Origin of the sequence: Campylobacter sp. RM12654 (assembly GCF_020137585.1) — a bacterium.
Taxonomy (GTDB): domain Bacteria; phylum Campylobacterota; class Campylobacteria; order Campylobacterales; family Campylobacteraceae; genus Campylobacter_E.
This window is the reverse complement of sequence record NZ_JACGAR010000011.1, coordinates 1-19,954: the sequence shown is the minus strand read 5'-3', so window position 1 is coordinate 19,954 and position 19,954 is coordinate 1. Positions and strand designations below refer to the sequence as shown.

The window sequence follows — 19,954 nt, the reverse complement described above, 5'->3', positions numbered from 1 at the left end:
TATTAAGATTAAACTGCTAAAATCAAGCCTTGCTTTATGCAAAATTCCTTGCTTAGTAAATCTAGGCTTAATATCCAAAAGGAGAATCATGAGACATTATGAGGTTTTATTCATCGCAAAGCCAACGCTAACTGATGAAGAATTAAAAGCAAGAGTTGAGTTTGTTAAAGAAACTCTAGTAAAAAATGGTGCTGAAATTGCAAATACTATTGAAATGGGTACTAGAAAATTAGCTTACCAAATTGATAAATATGAGCGTGGCGTATATTATGTAATATATTTTAAAGCTCCAGGTTCATTAATTAAAGAACTTGAGCGTGTTTTAAAAATCACTGAAGATGTAATTAGATTTTTAATAGTTAAATACGAAAACAGACGCGAAATCGCTGCGTGGGAAATACTTTCTCAAGGCAAAAGATTAGGTAAAAAAGAAAGCAAAAAAGAAACTAAGGCTGAAACTCCAGCAGAATAAAGGATAAGATATGAATAAGGTTATTCTAATAGGTCGTTTGGTAAGAGATGTAGAAATAAAAACTATTAGTACAACAGGTAGTGCGGTAGTAAATAATGCAATGGCTGTTAGTAGATATAGAAGCTCAAACACAGGCGAAAGAATAGAAGAAACTTTATTTATAGATGTAGTGTTTTATGCTAGATTAGCAGAAATTGTAGGGCAATATTTAAGAAAAGGTTCAAAACTAATGGTTGAAGGCTATTTACAACAACAAACTTGGGTAGATACAGCAACCAATCAAAATCGTTCAAAAATTCAACTTGTAGTTGAAAATATGGAAATGTTAGACAACAAACCTGATGAAATGCAAAATAATAATGCTCCTAGAAACAATTATCAAGCAAATAATAACTACAATAGACCTACTCAAAATAATTATCAACAAAATAATTATGCAAGAGAAGAGCAGAATTATCAAAGACAAAATAATTTTGCTGAAGAAAGAAATAATTATAATTATAACTCGGCAGATGATGCAGAGATACCATTTTAAAGGATAAATTATGGCAGAAAAAAGAAAGTATTCAAGAAAATATTGCAAATTTACAGAAGCAAAAGTTGATTTTATTGATTATAAAGATACAGCATTATTAAAACACGCATTATCAGAGCGTTTTAAAATAATGCCAAGAAGATTAACAGGAACAAGCAAAAAACACCAAGAAATGGTTGAGCTAGCTATTAAAAGAGCAAGAGCAGTTGCTTTAATTCCTTATGTATGCGACCGCAAAAACGTAGTTACAAATCCGTTTGAAGGTCTATAATTCTTAGGCTAGATTTTCTAGCCTAATTCTTTTATCATATGCAAAAATCAAAATAAATATAGCCAAAGTAATAAACAACTCACTTAAAGCATTTATCACACCTTTACTGCTTGCAAAATAACTATGTGCAAATTCTATAAAATAATGAAGTATCAAAGGCATTGATAATAAAAATAAATAAATACTTCTAAGCCTTATATAAATTGAAATTATAAGTAAAATCAAAAAAGAAACTAAAATATAAAAAATATCTATGAGCTCATAAAGAAGTAACGAGCAAGTAAGATATAAAATAATGCTAAAAAAATAATATAAATTATCTTTAGCAATTATAAATAATAATATAGATATAAATACAAATGCCATTAAACAAATAAAGAAAAGTTCATTAGATTGACTAATAAAACTTAAGGCACAAAATATGCAAAATACAAATATAAACGCATAAAACAAAGCCTTGAAAAAATCTTCTAATTCACAAGCAAGATTGATTTTATCTTTATCAATTAATAAGCTAAATAAAACCACTATAAAAGATGGGATAAATATCACAAAAGAAATAATCTGAAGTCCTGCAAAAGGAATTAATAAAAATATATCATCATATACTGCTTTTTCATTTATAAATACACGAAACATTTTAGTAATATTATCAGGTTTTATAAGCAAGTATAAAGCAAAAAATAAATAATAATAAATATTTAATTTTTTAGTAGAAAAAGAAAAAGCTATGAAAGATTTTTCATTTGATTTAATCTCACTTATTAGCCAGCTTAAAAATATTTTCATATTTTATTCTTTAATTCCTATTAAAATATCACTCGCTTTTATTAAAACATTTACATTATCACTTATATTTAAATCCATCTTATTTGCACTATCATTGGTTATGCTAGCTGTAATTAAAATTCCATTACAATTAATTTCTATTATGCTATATACCGAACCATTTTTTATACTTACGATTTTGCCATTTAGTTCATTTGCACTACTTAAACGAGTAGCACATTCGTTTTTGCTAACAATTACAGAATTTGCTTTAAATACTGCTATAGCATTATCATTTATTTTTAGATTTAAATCATCTACACTTTCTGTAGTTATTAAAGATTTGATTGTTTTATTGTTTTCTAATTTTGCAGTAACTAATGAAATAATAGGCGAACTTTCAACTTTAGTTATTTGTATTTTTAATATATTTCTTGCACTTAACATAATCTTCCTTTAAATTCATAAATTTCATCTAATAATAAAATAAAACCTATATTAAAAATTAAATGTATAATAGTTAAAAATCATAAAAAGGATATGAATGGGACTAAAAAGTGATGCTTGGATAAAAGAAATGGCATTAAAACACGAAATGATAACTCCATTTTGTGAAGAGAATGTAGGTAAAAATGTGGTTAGCTATGGACTTTCTAGTTATGGGTATGATATTCGTGTTGGGCGTGAGTTTAAAATATTTACAAATGTAAATAGCACTATGATTGACCCTAAGGATTTTAATGATAAAAATGTAGTTGATTTCGTAGGTGATGAGTGTATTGTTCCTGCGAATTCATTTGCACTTGCAAGAACGGTTGAATATTTTAAAATGCCAAGAGATGTATTAGCAATTTGTCTTGGTAAAAGCACATATGCAAGATGTGGAATTATTGTAAATGTCACACCTTTTGAGCCTGGATTTTGCGGTCATATTACAATAGAAATTAGCAACACCACTCCACTACCTGCAAAAATATATGCAAATGAAGGTATAGCTCAAGTGTTATTTTTACAAGGTGATGAGCCTTGCATTACTTCTTATGCTGATAAAAAAGGTAAATATCAAAATCAAACAGGCATAACTCTTCCAAAAGTTTTAAAGTAATTTATCTTCAAGAATTTGAAAGTGATTTTTCAAATTCTTAAGTTTTATTATTATTCCAAATAATATTTGCATTCTAAAATTATTCTTAGCAAGCACCTTAATCTAAGGCAAATTAAATATTCAATAAAATATTTTATGAATAAAAATTATTTACTATTTAGTGCAATAATTTTATAATTTTTAACAAGTTTTAAAAATTAATTTTATTTTAAGGAGATTTATGAAAAAGATTTTTTTAAGCTGTGCTTTAGCGGCTTCAGTATTTGCTGCAGAGCAATTTAGCGGTAAAATTATTAATCTTTACACTTCAGTAGATGCGAAAAAAGCAGAAGGAAAACTACTTCCAACTAATGCTTTTGAGATAGTAAAAGACGGCGATTTAGCTGAACTTAAAATTAAAGGATATTACAATCCTAATCAAGGTAATATTTTATATTTTAATGACAAAAATAGAATTTTAGTAGCAGCATTTGGTAAAAATGCTAAAGTAGATTTTAAAGTTGAAAAAGAATTAAAAAATGGTTTTAAATTAGCTAGTATTAAAGTATTTGCTAAAAAAGATGAGCTAGTGGATTTAGAAAAATCAGCAAAACCACTTTTTGAAAAAGGTAAAGCTATGTTTGAAGAAAATTGTGGCATTTGTCATCCACTTCATACTGTTAGTGAATTTAATGCAAATCAATGGCCAGCTACATTTAAGGCAATGGAAACAAGAACAGGAATTGATAAAGCTGATAGACAATTAGTGGTGCAATATCTACAAAAACACGCAAAAGATATGAAATAAAGGAGACATTATGCTAAATAGAAGAAGTTTTTTAAAAGGTTCAGCTGCAGTTGGTGCTATGAGTTTTGCACCTATAAATGTATTAGGAGCTGAAAGTAAAGCAGTTGCTAGTGGTTTAGTAAAAAATGGCGAAGTTGTAACGGGTGCACATTGGGGTATTTTAAAACTTACTATAAAAGATGGTAAGGTAGTAAAAAGTGAGCCATTTGATGCAAATCAAACTAAGAATTTAAAAAATGATTTACAGCACTACACACCTGATTTAGTATATGCTAATCGTGTTAAATATCCTTATGTTAGAAAAAGTTTCTTAGAAAATCCACTAGATAATAAACCTGAACTTCGTGGTAAAGATGAGTGGGTTAGGGTAAGCTGGGATAAAGCTTTAAAATTAGTTGCAGAAAGTTTAAAAAGAACTTATGATGAAAAAGGAGCTAATGGGATTTTTGCAGGTAGCTATGGCTGGAAATCAAGCGGAAATGTGCATAATTCAAGAATATTACTTCATAGATTTATGAACTTAACGGGCGGATTTGTAGGCTCATTAGGAGATTATTCTACTGGTGCATCACAGGTTATTATGCCTCATGTTGTTGGTTCTATTGAAGTTTATGAGCAACAAACTAACTTGGATTTAGTATTAGAAAATACAAAAGTCATAGTTATTTGGGGTGCAAATCCTATTGATACTTTAAAAATTGCTTGGACTGTAACTGATGGCGAAGGTCGTGCATATATGGAAAAAATTAAAGAAAGCAAAATAAAAGTAATTTGCATAGACCCAAGAGCTAGTTCAACTGTTAAATTCTTTGAAGGTAAAGGCGAGTGGTTAGCTCCACGCCCAAATACTGATGTGGCAATGATGATGGGTATGGCTACATATTTAATTGATAATAAGCTTTATGATGCTGAATTTATGGAGAATTACACAATAGGATTTGATAAATTTAGTGATTATTTAATGGGTAAAACTGATGGCGTTAAAAAAGATAGCAAATGGGCTGAAAATATTTGCGGAATTAAAGCAAGTGTAATTGAGAATTTAGCTAAGGAATTAAGAGAAAATCTAAGTTTAGTAATGAGTGGTTGGGGTATGCAAAGAGCTCATCACGGAGAGCAACCTCATTGGATGCTTGTAACTTTATGTGCAATGCTAGGTCATATTGGTAAAGATGGTGGCGGATTTGGTTTAAGCTATCATTATTCAAATGGTGGTGTTGCTACAACTAATGCTCCAATAGTAGGCGGAATTAACGCTAGTATGAATGGTCTTTGGGATAAAGGCGTGTTTAAAGGCGTTAAACAAGGAACATTTGATAAAAATGGTAAATTTATACCTGGAAATAGTGGTGCAGGCGAAAATCTACCTGAGTGGTTATCAAAGACAAGTGATAATGAAATTCCTGTAGCAAGAATTGCTGATATGCTATTAAACCCAGGTAAAACAATAGACCACAATGGCAAAAAAATTACTTATAGTGATATAGATTTTGTTTATTGGGTAGGTGGTAACCCATTCGTTCATCATCAAGATTTAAAAACTCTAAAAAAAGCTTGGCAAAAGCTAAAAACCGTTGTAGTAAATGAGATTTACTGGACTCCAACTGCTAGAATGGCTGATATATTATTACCTACAACTAGCCAATATGAAAGAAATGATATTTCTATGAGTGGGGATTATTCTAATATGCATATAGTTCCTATGAAAGCTGCTGTTATGCCAGTTGAAGAGAGTAAAGATGATATGCAAATCTTTGTTGAACTTGCTAAAGTTTATGGAACTCTTTGTGCGATTAGCAAGGGTGCAAGTGAAAAAGATGCAGCAATGTTAGCTACAAAATTAGTAAATGCTTATACAGAAAATCAAACTCCAGAGCAAATGATAGAAAAATACTATAACGCTGCTAAGAAAAGCACAAGCGTAGAAATGCCTGAATTTAAAGAGTTTTGGGAAAACAATAAAGCATTGAAATTTGAAGCTTCTCAAGATGCTTATGAGTTCGTTAGATTTAAAGACTTTGTAGAAGACCCTATCTTAAATCCATTAGGAACTCCGAGTGGTTTAATTGAGATTTATAGTGAAACTATTGAAAAAATGAACTATAAAGATTGTAAAGCTCATCCTATGTGGTTTGAACCAATTGAATGGCTTGGTATGAAAGAAAAGAGCGCAGAATTTCATATGATTAGCCCGCATCCAACGAGCCGCTTACATTCACAACTATGCCACACAAGTTTAAGAGAAACTTATGCTGTAAATGGACACGAGCCTATTTTAATCAATAGCGAAGATGCTAAGGCTAAAGGTATTAAAAATGGAGATTTAGTTGAGGTTTTCAATGCTCGTGGTAAAGTGATTGCAGGAGCAGTTGTAAGCAATGATGTATTAAAAGGCGTAGTAGTGTTACAAGAAGGTGGCTGGTATGACCCTGATGATAATAATGATTGCAAATACGGATGTGCGAATGTGCTAACAATAGATATTCCAACAAGCGAACTTGCAAACGGAAATATCTCTCATACAGCTTTAGTAAATATCAAAAAATTTGAAGGCGAAAAACCTGAAATCGTAGTATTCACTGAACCTGTAAAAGCATAATATTAGGGGCATTTGCCCCTAGAATTTAATTTTAATTATTCATTATTTTTTCAAAATCAAAAAACCATTCTAATTCTTCAATATCATTAAATTTATCGGATAAATTTGATAATTTAACTATTTTAAAACCACATTTATTAACATAAAAATGGATATTTCTTATTTCAAAATAAGGTGTGGTTGTAGTCCAAACTTTAGTTTTAGGAAAAGTTTTTTCCACCATTTGCCAAGTTTTAAAACCTATGAAATTCTTCAAGTATATAAAACAAATAAAGATTATTATGTTGGGTATTTTTATCTATTAAAAGGCATACTCCACCTATTTTTACACCATTGTCATATACATAAAAATTTTTAGCATTTTTATTCTCTAAAGATTTGAAAATCTCATCGATGGTGATTACATTTTCATCAGTTTTATCTCTAAGACTTATTTGAAAAGTATTTTGCATATCTTTTGCGAAATTAAAAAACTCATCACTAGAAATTTCTATTAATTTCATAATCTTCCCTTGATTTAGATTGAAATTATTTAATTAGCTTGTTGAAAAGTTTTTATAGTGATTAACCACTTGGTATGTAATTGTTATCTTGATGGCTATATTTAAGCTAACAATCAAAGAGTAAAAAATTCACTCAAGATTTGTCATTCTTTTTAGTGGTTTTGCTAAGCAAGTGGGTTGATTAGCATTTTTTTATAAAGAAGTCTGTGCGATAAATATGAGATAAATTTTTTATATTACTACGTTTTAAATTCCTTAAAATTAATAATTACAAATTTAAATTTGAATATTAAAAACTCATAGTATTTAATGAATTTATGAAAGCATAGTTAAGGGGATTTTCCCCTTTTTAATAATTATTTAATTTAACACAACCCTCTTTTGAGCCGAATGAACACGCAAGATTATATAGTTGTTTTATTTTATCTAAGTTTTCTTTAGAATTTGAATTTTTAGCTAATTCATCAGCGACTTTAATACAAGAATTTGCATCTTTATCTTTTATACAATTTTGTTTGATTGCTTATTAAATCAGGGTTTGACAAAAGCTCCATAGGGTTTAAATTACTTAATTTAAAATCATTACAAGCACTAAAAACTAATGCAACTAAAATAGCAAGGGTTTTTTCATTATATCTACTTATTTGTAATTAGATAATAATTATACCCCCCCCCTTTTTTTTTAAGTTAATGTATGATAAATATTTTTAGAAAACTGATTTATTAAAAAATACAAATTCTATTATCGTTTTTCTTTACAACTCTAGCAAAGGCGTAGGCGTTTATGTTTGCATTTTGTAAAATATCTAAAGCTTTTTGAGTATCTTTTTCGCTAATGCTAAGGATTAATCCACCACTTGTTTCTGGAGAATATAAAAGTAAATCATCTTCAATAAATGATTTTACAAGTCCTTTTAAACTATTTTTGTTTGTATAACTAGCTGCTCCAAAAAGCCCTAAATTAGCGTAATTTAAAGTGTTTTTATAATACTTTATCGCATCAGAATTGATTTCAATTGATATTTTATCATTTAGCATTTCGCTCAAATGCCCAATAAGTCCAAAGCCTGTAATATCAGTGCAAGCATTGATTTTTATGCCATTTAAAAGTTCTAAAGCTTTATTATTTAGGCTTTTCATACCATTTATACATTCGCTAAAATCATCGTTTAAATTAGCTTTAATAGCCATAGCGTTAAGACTTGTTCCTAGTGGTTTTGTAGCTATTAAAACATCATTTTCTAAGGACTTATTATTGCTTAAAAAACTATCTTTTTTAACATAACCAGTAACGCTAAGCCCTAAAAATACTTCACTAGAATTTAAAGTATGCCCACCAGCACAAAATCCACCCGCTAAATTAATAGTATCATTAAGCCCTGCTATCATTTGTTTTAAAATATCTTGAGATAAGCATTCGCTAAATGCAACTATATTCATAGCACTCATAACTTTTGCGCCCATTGCAAAAATATCGCTTAATGAATTAGCCGCAGCAATTACAGCGTAATCATAAGCATCATTTACGATTGGGGTAATAAAATCAAGTGTTTGAACTAAGGCAAAATCTTCTAAATTAGTAGAAATTACCTTAGGATAATCAATAACACAAGCATCTTCATTACTAGTAGTTGAGCTTAATACAAATTCGCTAGGTTTAATATTAGCTAAAGCATTGTGTAAGTCAGCCTGACTTAGCTTAGCTCCTCAACCTGCGTGCTTGCTAAATTGAGTAAGTTTCATAGATTTACCATTTTTGTTTCAAATAAAGTATCTATTATCTCAACTGCGTTTGAACTTCTACCAATTTTTGGACTAACTTGAAAATAATTTAAGCAATTCGCACAACATAAAATATCAACTCCATCATCACTTAAAGCTTTTAAAGCATTAAATGCTGGATGAGTATCATCACAAGCTATAAAAACTGCTTCGTTTATTAATACAACTTTTTGAATTTTTCTTTCTTTTACGGCAGTTAAAAATCCAATTAAAAGCATTGCTCCTAATTCGCCTTCGCCAACTTTTAAAGATTTTAAGAATATTCCTTCTTGTTGTTTTGTTTCATCTTTTGAGCTTTTTATTTCGCTTTTTCTTAATTTAAAGCAAAATCCATTAAGCTCAAATTCTTGATTTAAATTCTTAAGCAATCTTTGGATATTTTCTTTTGCTGCTTCGTTATCAACTATTATTTCTAACTCATCATTAATTGCTAAATTAATTAATGTTTTTTTTGTTTCAATTACAGGTATCGGACAAGCCTTGCCGCTAAAATCTAGTTTCATTATTCTTCCTTTTTAAATAGTTCGTTAAATCTTTTTTCTAAAAATTCTTCTAATTCTTTTTCTAATAATTCATAATTTTTCATAAATTCTAAAGCCTTAGGGCTAAGAATAGTTCCGCTATCTTTACTAGCTCCTTTTTTGCTAATAAATATATCTCCACCTAAAAATTTTTCTGTGCTAGTTTTCTTAGTCCAAGCCTTTTTATAACTCATATGAAGTTGTTTTGAGCTCTCATTAATTGAGCCAAATTTTTCTATGGCTTTTAATATCTCATAATTACCTTTTCCAAAAATTTCGCCGTCTTCTTCTAACCAGAATTTGATTTTAGGTGTTTTATTTTTCATAGCTATAACTCGGTGTTATTTTTCCATTTTTTGTAAGTTCTTTATACCAATAAGAATGCAAAATATATACTTCTTCTTCTTCTTTATATCCTGTTATCATTGCGTGAATTGAGCCTTTGATAGCAAATACAGCCATATATAAATGCACGAAAAACATAGCAGCACAAACAATGCCTAAGATATTATGAACTATTGCACTAAGTCTTAAAATATTAATATGACTAATTCCTAACATATTTTGTAAAAATTCGCTTTGAAAATCTAAAAAGAACATAAACGCACCAGTAATTATCATAATAGCTCCACCAAAAACGGCTATGTAATACCACATTTTTTGACCGAAATTATATTTTCCCGCCGGAACAGGTCTTTTAACCTTGCTTAAATATCCACCTACTATCATAAGCCATTTTATATCATAACTAGCAGGTAACATTCTTTTAATCCAACAAAAAAACATAGGAATAATTGAGATAAAAAATAAAATAGTAGCAACTCCGTGAAGATTTTTGCAAAGTCTAACAAATACTCCACCACCAAAATAATGACCATTCATAATAATTAAGCCTGTTGGAATTAATATAATCCAAGCAAGTGCAGCAATGAAATGAAAACCACGCTCAAATAATGAAAAGGCATATATTTTTTTGCCTTCGTGACTAAATGTTTTAGGTCCTATTACCATATAATGTAATGAAAACGCACAAAGCACTGCAATTAAGACAATTAAAGCAAGTGAAGCAATATAACTTGATGCTAATATTGTCCAAATTTCTCCTAATTCATAGCTAGTAATATTAGTAACTCTTCCTGTAGTTGTTAAATCACTAGCATTTAAACAGGTAAATAAAAATGCTAATACAAAAAACTTTTTCATAATATCTTCCTAAAATGATTTTATTCTTTAATTTATATCAAAATATTTTTAATTTCTCCTTGAATAGTCATTAAAATTAAATTCTTTTTGACTTTTAATGCTACCATCTTCACCAACATAAATTAAACTTGGTAATTTTACTCCGTTAAAAGTTGTATTTTTTACTATTGTGTAATGTATTTGGTCGCAAAATATTATCTTATCTCCTATATTTAGTTCTTGATTAAACTCATATTCTCCCATAATATCTCCTGCAAGGCAAGAATTACCTGTTAAAAGATAGCTATTTTTAGTGCTTTGTGTTTTTGCTAATTCATCACGACTTGCTAGGATTTTTGCATTTTTTACTTCGCTAGTGTAAGGCATAATGATAGTATCAGGCATATGAGCTTCAGCACAAATATCTAAAATTGCTATTTTTTTCTCATTTTCAACAATATCTAAAACACTAGCTATTAAATCCCCCGTTTGCCAACCAATAGCTTCTCCTGGTTCAAGGTATATTTCAAGATTATATTTTGATTTAATAGCTTTTAAGAATTGAATTAATTCTTCTACTTTATAGCCTTTTTTTGTGATATGATGACCGCCACCAAAATTAATCCATTTTAATGGGTGTTTTGTTAGATATGGTTTTAAGAAATTATCTTCAAATACTTTAAAGACTTTTTCTAAACTCTCAAAACTCTCTTCGCATAAAGCGTGAAAATGTAGCCCATCAACTATTATTTCGCTATCTAATAAATCCTTTGCTTTAATGCCAAGCCTTGAGAATTTGCCGCAAGGATTATAAATTTCTTTTGGAGCTACTGAAAACTCTAAATTACAGCGAATTCCTAAAGATTGATTTTTATAATTTTTATGATTTATAACTTTTTTATATTCATTCAATGAATTAATCACTATATGATGACTAAGATTTAATATTTCTTCTAAATCATCATTACTAAATGCTGGTGCGTAAGTGTGGATTTCTTTATCTACAAATTCTTTAGCAAATTTTGCTTCCCATAATCCACTGCAAGTGCAACCTTTTAAGTAATTTTTAATTAAAGGCATAGCAGCACTAAATGCAAATCCTTTTAAAGCTAATAAGACTTTAACTCCACTTTCTTCTTGAATTTTTTTAAAGATTTCAAGGTTATTTTTTAGTTTGCTTTCGTAGCAAATGTAAGCTGGTGTTTTAATATTATTTTCAATATATTTCATTACAATTTCCTTTCGGTATTAATAATTTTGCTATAATATCATATTAAATTTATCATATATTAGGTATTTTATGAAAGAAAGAAAGTCAATTTTAGAAGAATCAATAAAGAGTTTAACTCTTTATTCAATAATATTTTTTGCGTTAATTTTTAGCGTTGGAATATTTGTTATTAAATCAAGTTATACGGAAGAAGTAAATAGCCTAGAACAAGAATATAACGAACAAATCAATTTATCATCAAATAAATATATCAAAGAAGAACTTAAAAATATTAAAAAATATTTAGATGCAGAATTTTCATATTTAGACGATAGTGCCAAAGAATTTGTAGATAGTGCTTACAATTTCGCATTAAATTATTTAAACACTCACGAAGATAAACAAAAAGCTTTAGAATTTTTAAAAGCAAATATGGGTTATCCTATTGATATTGACGTTTTTGATGGAATTGACCCGACTTATTATTACTACGCTAGGTATGTGGAATTAGATAATAAAAAAATATTAAGAGTTACTTTAAATCCTAAAAAATATGAAGAAACTCAAAGGGTAGTAGCATTAAATAATATTAAAAATCTTCACAATGCTCAACTTTCTTATTTTAATGCAAAAAGATTAGATGATAATTTTAATTTTTTAGGTAATGAAAGATGGTATTGTGTATATGAAAATGAAGCTTACACTTGCTATGATAAAAATTGGTGGTTGGCTTTAGAATTTACCGTTAAAAGCGATGTATTAAAAGAAGCTTTAGAAGAAGTAAAAAGTAAAAGATTTGAATCGGCATTAATACAAGGCGCGTTTTTAGGTTGCTCTATATTAATTGGATTTTTAGGCATTTTGGTATATATAATAAGAAAGAAGAAAGAAGTAAGAGCGCAAATAGAATTAGCTACTAAGCATTTTGATGTAGCATTAAATAAACATATATCTAATTTTAATAAGAATAAACAATTAAATAGTGATTTTGCATTTAAGGAATTTAGAACTTTAAGTTATGCTTTACTTAGATTTATAAGACAAATTCAAGCCAAAGACGGGAATATCAAAAAACAAGCGTATATTGATAATATTACCGGTCTTATGAATATGATAAGTGTTACTGAAAGCCTTGATAATTATGTAAAAAAAGATAATAAGGTATTATTATTTTTATTTTTTAACATAGATAATTTCAGAATTTATAACTCAATGTATGGAAGAAGTTTTGGTGATGAAGTTTTAAAAATCGTAGCTTATAGACTTTATACAACCTTAAAAGGTATGGCAACAGGCGATAATGAACATTTTGAGAGCTTAGACTTTATAAAATATGATAAATATAAATTTATACAAAATAAAACTACTTTTGAATGCCTTGCTAGGGTTAGTGCTGATGAGTTTTTATTAGTAATTGAAGTAGATAAAAATGAAGATTATTTTACATTAGCTAAAAAATATCATCAAAAACTAACCGCAAGAAGCATTAAAATTAATTCAAATGATGATTTAATAGAATATGAGCCATTTAAAATTAATGCTAGAGTTGGATTTAGTATATATCCAAAAGATAGCAAGAATTTACACGAATGTATAGGAAATGCTGATTTAGCAATAGAAAATGATAAAGCTAGTGGAGATAATTGGATATTTGGTTATACGGCAGAAATTGGCAAACAAAATGAAGCTAATTTAAAGCTACAACAAGATATAAGAAATGGTATTGTAAATAAAGAATTCTTATTATATTATCAGCCAAAAGTAGATGTAAAATCTGGCAAAATTATAGGAGCAGAAGCTCTTGTTAGATGGCAAAAAGGAGATAAATTAATATTTCCAGACCAATTTATAGGAATTTGCGAAAGAAGTAATTTAATTATTACTTTAGGTAATGAAATTATTAAAATGGCTTGTGAAGCTCAAAGAAGATGGTTAGAAAAAGGTCTTGAATTAAAACTTAGTATAAATCTAAGCACCAAGCAGCTTTTAAGCGAAGGAATAGTTCATACAATAGAAAAAAACATTCAAGGCATACCGCCAAGATTAATTGAATTTGAAATCACAGAAAGCTTTTCAATAGAAAATGCAACAAGTAAGGCTATTATTGATAAAATCAAAAAACTTAATGTAGGTTTATCAATGGACGATTTTGGTAAAGGATATAGTTCTTTATCTTATTTAAATGACCAAGATTTAGATTTTGATGTTGTTAAGATTGATAAGTGCTTTATACAAAATATAGATACTAATGAAAAAAATAGAAGATTGGTTGAGTTTATTGTAAATGTTATTAAATCTTTAAATAAACGCTCTGTAGCTGAAGGTGTAGAAAATATTGAGATTTTAAATTTCTTAAAACACTTAGGTTGCGATGAGTATCAAGGGTATTATTTTAGCAGACCTGTTCCTGAAAATATTTTATTAGAAAAGGTATATGAAAATGGTAAAGATTAATTTTTTAGGACCTATTAATAAAAATTCTATTGAATTAAATGTAAAAAATGTTCGTGAATTAAAAAATGAGTTATTGAAAATTGAAGATTTAAAAGAATGGTTAGAGATTAGTGCTATTGCTATAAATGATAATTTCATAGATAGTTTAGATATTGCATTAAAAGATAACGATGTAGTAAGCATACTACCTCCTGTTTGTGGTGGTTGAGCGTGAAAGAATTTCAAATATTTAATAATGCTCTTGATGAAAAAGCTTTATATAGTGAATTTTGTGGAATTTGCAAAGAGTTAAATTATGGAGCATTTTTAAGTTTTAGCGGGATAATTAGAGCAGAAGGCAATATTAGCGGTCTTAGTTTTGATATATATGAGCCAATTTTAAAAAAATGGTTTGATGATTGGTGTGAAAAAACTAGGAATTTAAATATTAGATTATTTTTTGCACATGCAAAAGGAGATGTATTAGTAGGTGAATGCTCTTATTTTGCAGGGATTGCAAGCTCACATAGAAAAAACGGCTTAGATATATTTGCTAAGTTTATTGAAGATTTTAAACAAAATGCACCTATTTGGAAATACGATTTAATTAATAATCAAAGAATTTATGCAAAGGATAGAAGCTTTAAGTTGCCTAACGCAGGTCTTTTAAGCAGCAAGGAAGATTAAGTAATGAATAAAAAAGCATTAGTAATAGAAATTATTATTGTATGTATTGTGGTACTTGCGTTACTTATTTTACTAGGTCTTAAGGTATATAATTCAAAAAATGAAGCAGAAATGTCAAAATCAATCAGAAACTTAGCTACATTGATTAATGATGTAGATACATATTATTCTAATAATGAAAATTTTATAGATATTCCATTGATGACTAAAGTAGGGCTTGATAAGGATATGTGGTTTTTTGTTAAATCTGAAAAATGCTTACACTTTAGCACTTTTAGAGATTTTTTGATAGTTAAAAAAACTGAAAAACCAGGGGAATTATGTTCTACATTATTAAGTTATGATTCTGTGAAATCGCTATTAATAGGCAAAGACACTCCGGGCGATGAAGCTGTAAGTGTTAATATAAGCAATTCTAATACTATATTTATTAGAATGGGTATTAAATACGATAATTCTATATTATAAAACTATTTTATAACCTGTTGAAGTAATATTTTTTATAATATTTACACCCAATTTATCTCTAAAACGCTTTATAAATGTTCTTACAGAACCATCTTTTACATCGCTTTTGCCCCAGCAAATCTCTTTTATTTCATCAAGACTTACAACTTTTCCTATAGGCTCACTAAGGGCTTTTAATAAAGTTAATTCTTTTTTTGTAAGTTCAACTTCAAATTCTAATGTTTTAAAAGTTGATTTCATATAATCAATCGTATAATCACCTATTTTAGTAACTTTACTCATATTTGAAACCAGGCTTTTTACACTTGCGATTAATTCTTCTGGAATTACAGGTTTGATTAAATACTTATTCACATTAACATCAATAGCTTTTAGTAATTTTTCTTTATCACTATGAGCTGAAATTACTATAATAGGCGTATTTGGGCTTAGGTCTTTAATGCTTTTTGCAAGGCTTAAACCATCTTTTAGCGGCATTAAAACATCACAAATTACAATATCAGGACGAAGTTTTTTAAATTTATTTAATCCACTTAAGCCATCTTGAGCGTAATGCACTTCATAAAACAAAGGTGCTAAAATATCTCCCATTAGATGAGCTATATTTTTCTCATCTTCAACAATTAATAAACTTAACATTCTTCTCCTTTAAAAATAAGTTCAAAATATGCACAATTGCCCTTGTTAAAACATCTTATATCTGCATTTATTTTATTTAAAATTTGCTTACAAATGTAAAGCCCAAGTCCTACGCCTTGTTTTTTATGTTTAGTTGTAAAATATGGGTCAAATATATGCTCTATTATGTTAGAAGGAATTGCCCCTGCATTATCGCTAATTTGCAAAATCAAATTCTTTTTTTCTTTAAATACTTTAAAATGTAGTATTTTATCATCTAGTTCTTGTTCTAAAAAAGCATCTTTAGCATTGTTTATAATATTTACAAGAACTTGCACTAATTCATTAAAATTACATAACAAACAGCATTTTTTAGCACGAATATCAAATGTAGTTTTTATATTATTTTTTTTCAATGCTTGATAGCTTATGTATAAACTATGCTTAATTACTTTAATTAAATTATGCTTTTCTAAAGGCGTATTAGGATTAATAAAATCTCTAAAATCATTAATAGTTTGGCTCATATTTTGGATTAATTTTTGACATAATTTATAATGTTTATCTTTTTTTTCGTTATGTAATAAATAAATAGCTAAAGATAATTCATTTAAAGGTTGTCTCCATTGATGAGCTATATTTTCTAACATTTGTCCTAAGATAACTTGGCGATTTTGTTGAAATATTATTTTTTGTTGAGCATTATTGATTGCTATTGCGTCTTCTATTTTCTTTTCTAAATTCTCATTGAGTATTTTTAAAGAATTTGTCTTTTGAGCTACGACTTGTTCTAAATTCTCATTTAATTGCATTAGCTTTTGTTTAGTTGCAACAAGCTCTTCATTTAAGGTAAAAAGTTTAGTAACATCGTGTCTAATAGCTATAAATTCAAATATTGTTCCATCTTCATCAAAAATTGGAATTATCGTTGTTTGTGCGTAGAAAAAATCCCCATTTTTCTTTTTATTCTTAACCACTCCTTTATGAACACGCCCAGCTAAAATAGTGTCCCATAATTTTTTAAAAGCACTCTTAGGCGTATCAGGGTGGCGGATAATATTGTGATTTTGTCCTAGTAGTTCATCTTCGCTAAAGCCACAAAGATTGCAAAATTCTTCATTTACAAAGGTAATAATCCCATTTATATCTGTTTTTGAAACTATATTTGTGTTTTCAATCGCATTTTTATATTCATTTAATCTATACATTTTTACCTACTTAATTTAAGTGCTAAAAAGCACAAATAAAATCCATAAACAATAATTAAAGCAAAAAATAAATATTGAATATTTTTAATTTTTCTAATTTTATTTATAAATATGGAGCCTAAAAGCATAGCAGGAAGAGTGCTAAGCCCAAAAATTAACATATTAAGCCAAGCTTCATTAACGCTTTTTGCAATCATTGATTTTGCTACGAAAAAATATACTAAACCACAAGGAAAAAATCCATTTAAAAAGCCAAATATAAAGCCTTTATATTTTGAAGTTTTTTTATTGTTTAAAAATACCATTATTTTTTTATATATGAATTGATTTTCTATAAAAGCTAGTAGTTGTCCTTTAACAATCAAAGCAAATCCTAAAACAACGCAAAAAGCACCTAAGATAAAATATAAAAATACTTGTAAGTTTAAAGAATTTAAAAAATAACCTAAAAAATAAGCTATAAGACCTATTAAAATATAAGCACAAATTCTACTAAAATGATATATAAAAATATCAAAAAAATTACTCTTTTTGTGGTTGAATAAAAGAATTATCCCACCACACATAAAAAAACAATGAGTAAGACTAAGACCTAGTCCTAGCACAAAAGTGCTAAGAAGATTGTTTATAACATCTTCCTTTTTTTAAGCTCTTCTTCATAAAGCTTTTCGTAAATTAAATCGTATTCTTCGCTACCAGGAACGATTTTTCTTTTGTAATTATTAATTTTATCAAATACTAGGTCTTCAATATCTTCATAAGTTTTTAAGTATTCAATCATACTTGAATAAATCACATTTTTTACTCTATTTTCTGATACATTAAAATTGATTAAATCTTCATCAACCAAAGCGTCCAAAATAGCGTGAGATAAGGCATTATATCTATCTTCATAATTCATTTGGATTTTATATTCATCTGCTAGTTTTTTCTTAAGTAACCAAAACATATTTTTTCTATCAACTTGCATTAAATCCATTTGGCTTTCTTGCTCTGCTAAAATCTCATTTACCTTTTCATCAAGTGATTTTTCTTTTAATACTAAGGCTGTAATAATTTTTGAAACTACTTCTTTAACTGGCTCTAAACCATTTACTAATTTTACAAATTTTGAGTTTAATAAATCTATTGAAATTTTATTTGAAACATAAGGAATATGTGGTTGTCTAATACGCATTTTTAATCCTTTTTTATTTTTCTTCATTATAAAATATATTAGTAAAAATGAATATAACAATAATAATTAATTTTTAACTTTTGATAATTTTTAAAATGCCTTAATATTAAGCTTTTTAAGAGTTTTGAAGCATTGATTTGAATTCGGAAATTCCGAATTCAAATTCTTTTAATCGCCTATATAAATTTGTCTTGGGCGAACTATTTTTAACGGGCTTTCTTTTTGCTCAATTAGTTGTGAAATCCAGCCAGGAATTCTACCTACTACGAATAATACCGCAAACATTTCATTTGGAATTCCTAGAGCTTTTAAGATTAAGCCGCTATGAAAATCAACATTCGGATATAATCCACGGCTTACAAAATACTCATCATTTAATGCGATTTCTTCAATTCTAGTTGCAACTTTTACAAAGTTTGCATCAATTCCAATTTCACTAATTAATTGGTCTCTTAGTTTTTTAAGAACTTTTGCTCTAGGGTCAAAGTTTTTATAAACTCTATGTCCAAAGCCCATTAGTCTAAATGGATCATTCTTATCTTTTGCTCTTTTAATAAACTCATCAACTCTATCAGGTGTGCCAATTGTCTCAAGCATTCTAATCACACCTTCATTAGCACCCCCGTGTGCATGCCCCCACAATGCACCAATTGCTGAACTAATACAGCTATATGGGTGAGCGTGAGTGCTACCGACTGAACGCACTACACTTGTGCTTGCATTTTGTTCGTGATCAGCATGAAGCATTAAAACCGTATCTAGTGCTTTTACCTCAATAGGTCTTAGATTTACATGCTCGTATGGATAGGTTCTTAGCATATATAAAAAGTTTTCGGTAAATCCACGATCAAGATTAGGATATGCCATAGGAAAGCCATTTTTATAGCGATACGCACTAGCGGCTATTGTTGGTATTTTTGCTACGATTCTGGCTGCCATTTCCATATAATCTTCGTGCTTATCCATATTTAAATGGTCAGGATAAAATGTTGAAAGTGCTGCAACTGCTGCTTGCATAACTGCCATAGGATGAGCATTGTCAGGGAAAGCGTCAAATAATTTATGCATACCTTCGTGAATAAAGCTTCTTTTTTTAAGCTCGTATCTAAACGCTTCTAATCTTTCAGGACTTGGTAATTCTTTATGTAATAATAAATGCACTACATCTAAAAAAGTTTTATTTTCTGCTAGCCATTCAATAGAATAACCACGATGCCTTAATTCTCCTGCTTCTCCATCTATATAAGTAATACTTGATTTACAAGTTGCAGTACTAGTTAATCCTTCATCATAAGAAAATGCACCTGTTTTTGAATATAAAGACGAAAAATCAATTGATTTTGCACCTCTAGTTCCACTTAATACATCAAATTCAAATTCTTTACCATCGTAAATTAATTTTGCTTTTTCCATTTTTAACTCCTTTTTTAATAGTTATGTATATTTTAAAAGGAATTTGTGAAATATTGTAAAAAACTTACTTAGATTTTTGCTTATGTGTTTCAATAAGTAACGAAATTTTAGGAATAGCCCACATAAATATGACAGCTTCAATTAAAGATGATAAAACCAAAGCTAAATAAAAAGAATTATCAATTAAGTTTAATTTCATTCCTAAAGTTGCAATT

At 28.3% G+C, this 19,954-nt stretch carries 22 protein-coding genes and 2 pseudogenes; 10 read left to right on the top strand and 14 right to left on the bottom strand.

The annotated features are described in order from the left end of the window. Nucleotides 1–88 precede the first annotated feature (88 nt). Genes rpsF through rpsR form a run of 3 tightly spaced genes read left to right on the top strand, consistent with a single transcriptional unit; the run spans nucleotide 89 to nucleotide 1,278 of the window. Nucleotides 89–472, top strand: a complete 384-nt coding sequence (gene rpsF, locus AVBRAN12654_RS05035) for a 30S ribosomal protein S6 (RefSeq protein ID WP_214116362.1) — start codon at nucleotides 89–91, stop codon at nucleotides 470–472. A gap of 10 nt (nucleotides 473–482) precedes the next feature. Next, a complete protein-coding gene (gene ssb / locus AVBRAN12654_RS05030) occupies nucleotides 483–1,007 on the top strand; it encodes a single-stranded DNA-binding protein (RefSeq protein WP_214116364.1) in 525 nt (174 codons plus the stop codon). A 10-nt stretch (nucleotides 1,008–1,017) separates the two neighbouring features. Then, nucleotides 1,018–1,278, top strand: coding sequence for a 30S ribosomal protein S18 (gene rpsR, locus AVBRAN12654_RS05025; protein WP_214116366.1), 261 nt, complete (start codon nucleotides 1,018–1,020; stop codon nucleotides 1,276–1,278). A gap of 3 nt (nucleotides 1,279–1,281) precedes the next feature. Here rpsR and AVBRAN12654_RS05020 read toward each other — a convergent pair whose 3' ends face one another. Next, entirely contained in the window at nucleotides 1,282–2,067 is a 786-nt protein-coding gene (locus tag AVBRAN12654_RS05020; RefSeq protein ID WP_336614045.1) for a hypothetical protein, read from the bottom strand. A gap of 3 nt (nucleotides 2,068–2,070) precedes the next feature. Beyond that, on the bottom strand, nucleotides 2,071–2,493 hold the full coding sequence (locus AVBRAN12654_RS05015) for a TOBE domain-containing protein (protein WP_214116375.1): 423 nt from the start codon (nucleotides 2,491–2,493) through the stop codon (nucleotides 2,071–2,073). A gap of 97 nt (nucleotides 2,494–2,590) precedes the next feature. On the opposite strand from AVBRAN12654_RS05015, the gene dcd reads away from it, so the two are divergent. The 3 genes from dcd to AVBRAN12654_RS05000 all read left to right on the top strand — a co-directional run bounded on the left by dcd (nucleotide 2,591) and on the right by AVBRAN12654_RS05000 (nucleotide 6,537). Further along, nucleotides 2,591–3,151, top strand: coding sequence for a dCTP deaminase (gene dcd, locus AVBRAN12654_RS05010; RefSeq protein WP_214116378.1), 561 nt, complete (start codon nucleotides 2,591–2,593; stop codon nucleotides 3,149–3,151). 220 nt (nucleotides 3,152–3,371) lie between these two features. Then, nucleotides 3,372–3,938 (top strand): cytochrome C, encoded by a 567-nt coding sequence (locus tag AVBRAN12654_RS05005; RefSeq protein WP_336614044.1) that lies wholly within the window; start codon nucleotides 3,372–3,374, stop codon nucleotides 3,936–3,938. 10 nt (nucleotides 3,939–3,948) lie between these two features. Next, the gene (locus AVBRAN12654_RS05000) at nucleotides 3,949–6,537 is read left to right on the top strand and encodes a molybdopterin-dependent oxidoreductase (protein WP_214116383.1); all 2,589 of its coding nucleotides are present in this window, start codon (nucleotides 3,949–3,951) and stop codon (nucleotides 6,535–6,537) included. Between the two features lie 31 nt (nucleotides 6,538–6,568). Here the strand turns inward: AVBRAN12654_RS05000 and AVBRAN12654_RS04995 are convergent, their stop codons facing one another. The 7 genes and pseudogenes from AVBRAN12654_RS04995 to nspC all read right to left on the bottom strand — a co-directional run bounded on the left by AVBRAN12654_RS04995 (nucleotide 6,569) and on the right by nspC (nucleotide 11,755). After that, on the bottom strand, nucleotides 6,569–6,760 hold the full coding sequence (locus AVBRAN12654_RS04995) for a hypothetical protein (RefSeq protein WP_336614043.1): 192 nt from the start codon (nucleotides 6,758–6,760) through the stop codon (nucleotides 6,569–6,571). Between the two features lie 10 nt (nucleotides 6,761–6,770). After that, the gene (locus AVBRAN12654_RS04990; protein ID WP_336614042.1) at nucleotides 6,771–7,040 is read right to left on the bottom strand and encodes a hypothetical protein; all 270 of its coding nucleotides are present in this window, start codon (nucleotides 7,038–7,040) and stop codon (nucleotides 6,771–6,773) included. A 723-nt stretch (nucleotides 7,041–7,763) separates the two neighbouring features. After that, nucleotides 7,764–8,735 (bottom strand): annotated as a pseudogene (gene selD, locus AVBRAN12654_RS04985) (selenide, water dikinase SelD); the annotation flags it as partial. A 44-nt stretch (nucleotides 8,736–8,779) separates the two neighbouring features. Next, nucleotides 8,780–9,325 carry a sulfurtransferase-like selenium metabolism protein YedF gene (yedF, locus tag AVBRAN12654_RS04980; protein ID WP_214116389.1) on the bottom strand — a complete coding sequence of 182 codons (546 nt, stop codon included), beginning with the start codon at nucleotides 9,323–9,325 and terminating at the stop codon, nucleotides 8,780–8,782. Next, complete coding sequence (locus AVBRAN12654_RS04975; RefSeq protein WP_214116391.1) at nucleotides 9,325–9,669, bottom strand: winged helix-turn-helix domain-containing protein; 345 nt, start codon at nucleotides 9,667–9,669, stop codon at nucleotides 9,325–9,327. Before AVBRAN12654_RS04975 ends, yedF begins: the two co-directional genes overlap by 1 nt. After that, a pseudogene (locus AVBRAN12654_RS04970) lies at nucleotides 9,659–10,477 on the bottom strand (formate dehydrogenase subunit gamma); the annotation flags it as partial. The pseudogene AVBRAN12654_RS04970 and the gene AVBRAN12654_RS04975, both read right to left, overlap by 11 nt. A gap of 117 nt (nucleotides 10,478–10,594) precedes the next feature. Then, on the bottom strand, nucleotides 10,595–11,755 hold the full coding sequence (gene nspC / locus AVBRAN12654_RS04965; RefSeq protein WP_336614041.1) for a carboxynorspermidine decarboxylase: 1,161 nt from the start codon (nucleotides 11,753–11,755) through the stop codon (nucleotides 10,595–10,597). Between the two features lie 70 nt (nucleotides 11,756–11,825). Here nspC and AVBRAN12654_RS04960 point away from each other — a divergent pair, with 70 nt between their 5' ends. The 4 genes from AVBRAN12654_RS04960 to AVBRAN12654_RS04945 are packed head-to-tail and all read left to right on the top strand — an operon-like array spanning nucleotide 11,826 to nucleotide 15,323. Next, nucleotides 11,826–14,189 carry a putative bifunctional diguanylate cyclase/phosphodiesterase gene (locus tag AVBRAN12654_RS04960; protein ID WP_214116397.1) on the top strand — a complete coding sequence of 788 codons (2,364 nt, stop codon included), beginning with the start codon at nucleotides 11,826–11,828 and terminating at the stop codon, nucleotides 14,187–14,189. Next, on the top strand, nucleotides 14,176–14,397 hold the full coding sequence (locus tag AVBRAN12654_RS04955) for a MoaD/ThiS family protein (protein ID WP_214116399.1): 222 nt from the start codon (nucleotides 14,176–14,178) through the stop codon (nucleotides 14,395–14,397). Before AVBRAN12654_RS04960 ends, AVBRAN12654_RS04955 begins: the two co-directional genes overlap by 14 nt. Nucleotides 14,398–14,399: 2 nt before the next feature. Further along, nucleotides 14,400–14,855 carry a molybdopterin synthase catalytic subunit gene (locus AVBRAN12654_RS04950; protein WP_214149902.1) on the top strand — a complete coding sequence of 152 codons (456 nt, stop codon included), beginning with the start codon at nucleotides 14,400–14,402 and terminating at the stop codon, nucleotides 14,853–14,855. Between the two features lie 3 nt (nucleotides 14,856–14,858). Beyond that, a complete protein-coding gene (locus AVBRAN12654_RS04945; protein ID WP_214149903.1) occupies nucleotides 14,859–15,323 on the top strand; it encodes a hypothetical protein in 465 nt (154 codons plus the stop codon). On the opposite strand, the gene AVBRAN12654_RS04940 is transcribed toward AVBRAN12654_RS04945, so the two are convergent. The 5 genes from AVBRAN12654_RS04940 to AVBRAN12654_RS04920 form a co-directional block, all read right to left on the bottom strand. Next, on the bottom strand, nucleotides 15,318–15,962 hold the full coding sequence (locus AVBRAN12654_RS04940; protein WP_214116405.1) for a response regulator transcription factor: 645 nt from the start codon (nucleotides 15,960–15,962) through the stop codon (nucleotides 15,318–15,320). The two genes, AVBRAN12654_RS04945 and AVBRAN12654_RS04940, sit on opposite strands and share 6 nt — an antisense overlap. Next, nucleotides 15,956–17,149, bottom strand: a complete 1,194-nt coding sequence (locus tag AVBRAN12654_RS04935; protein WP_336614040.1) for a PAS domain-containing sensor histidine kinase — start codon at nucleotides 17,147–17,149, stop codon at nucleotides 15,956–15,958. The genes AVBRAN12654_RS04940 and AVBRAN12654_RS04935 overlap by 7 nt, the downstream gene beginning before the upstream one ends. A gap of 2 nt (nucleotides 17,150–17,151) precedes the next feature. Next, nucleotides 17,152–17,754: a sulfite exporter TauE/SafE family protein gene (locus tag AVBRAN12654_RS04930; RefSeq protein ID WP_336606939.1), complete on the bottom strand. Its 603-nt coding sequence runs from the start codon at nucleotides 17,752–17,754 to the stop codon at nucleotides 17,152–17,154. 20 nt (nucleotides 17,755–17,774) lie between these two features. After that, a complete protein-coding gene (locus AVBRAN12654_RS04925; protein WP_214116410.1) occupies nucleotides 17,775–18,326 on the bottom strand; it encodes a DUF507 family protein in 552 nt (183 codons plus the stop codon). A 168-nt stretch (nucleotides 18,327–18,494) separates the two neighbouring features. Next, nucleotides 18,495–19,739, bottom strand: coding sequence for a citrate synthase (locus AVBRAN12654_RS04920; RefSeq protein ID WP_214116418.1), 1,245 nt, complete (start codon nucleotides 19,737–19,739; stop codon nucleotides 18,495–18,497). Nucleotides 19,740–19,954 lie beyond the last annotated feature (215 nt).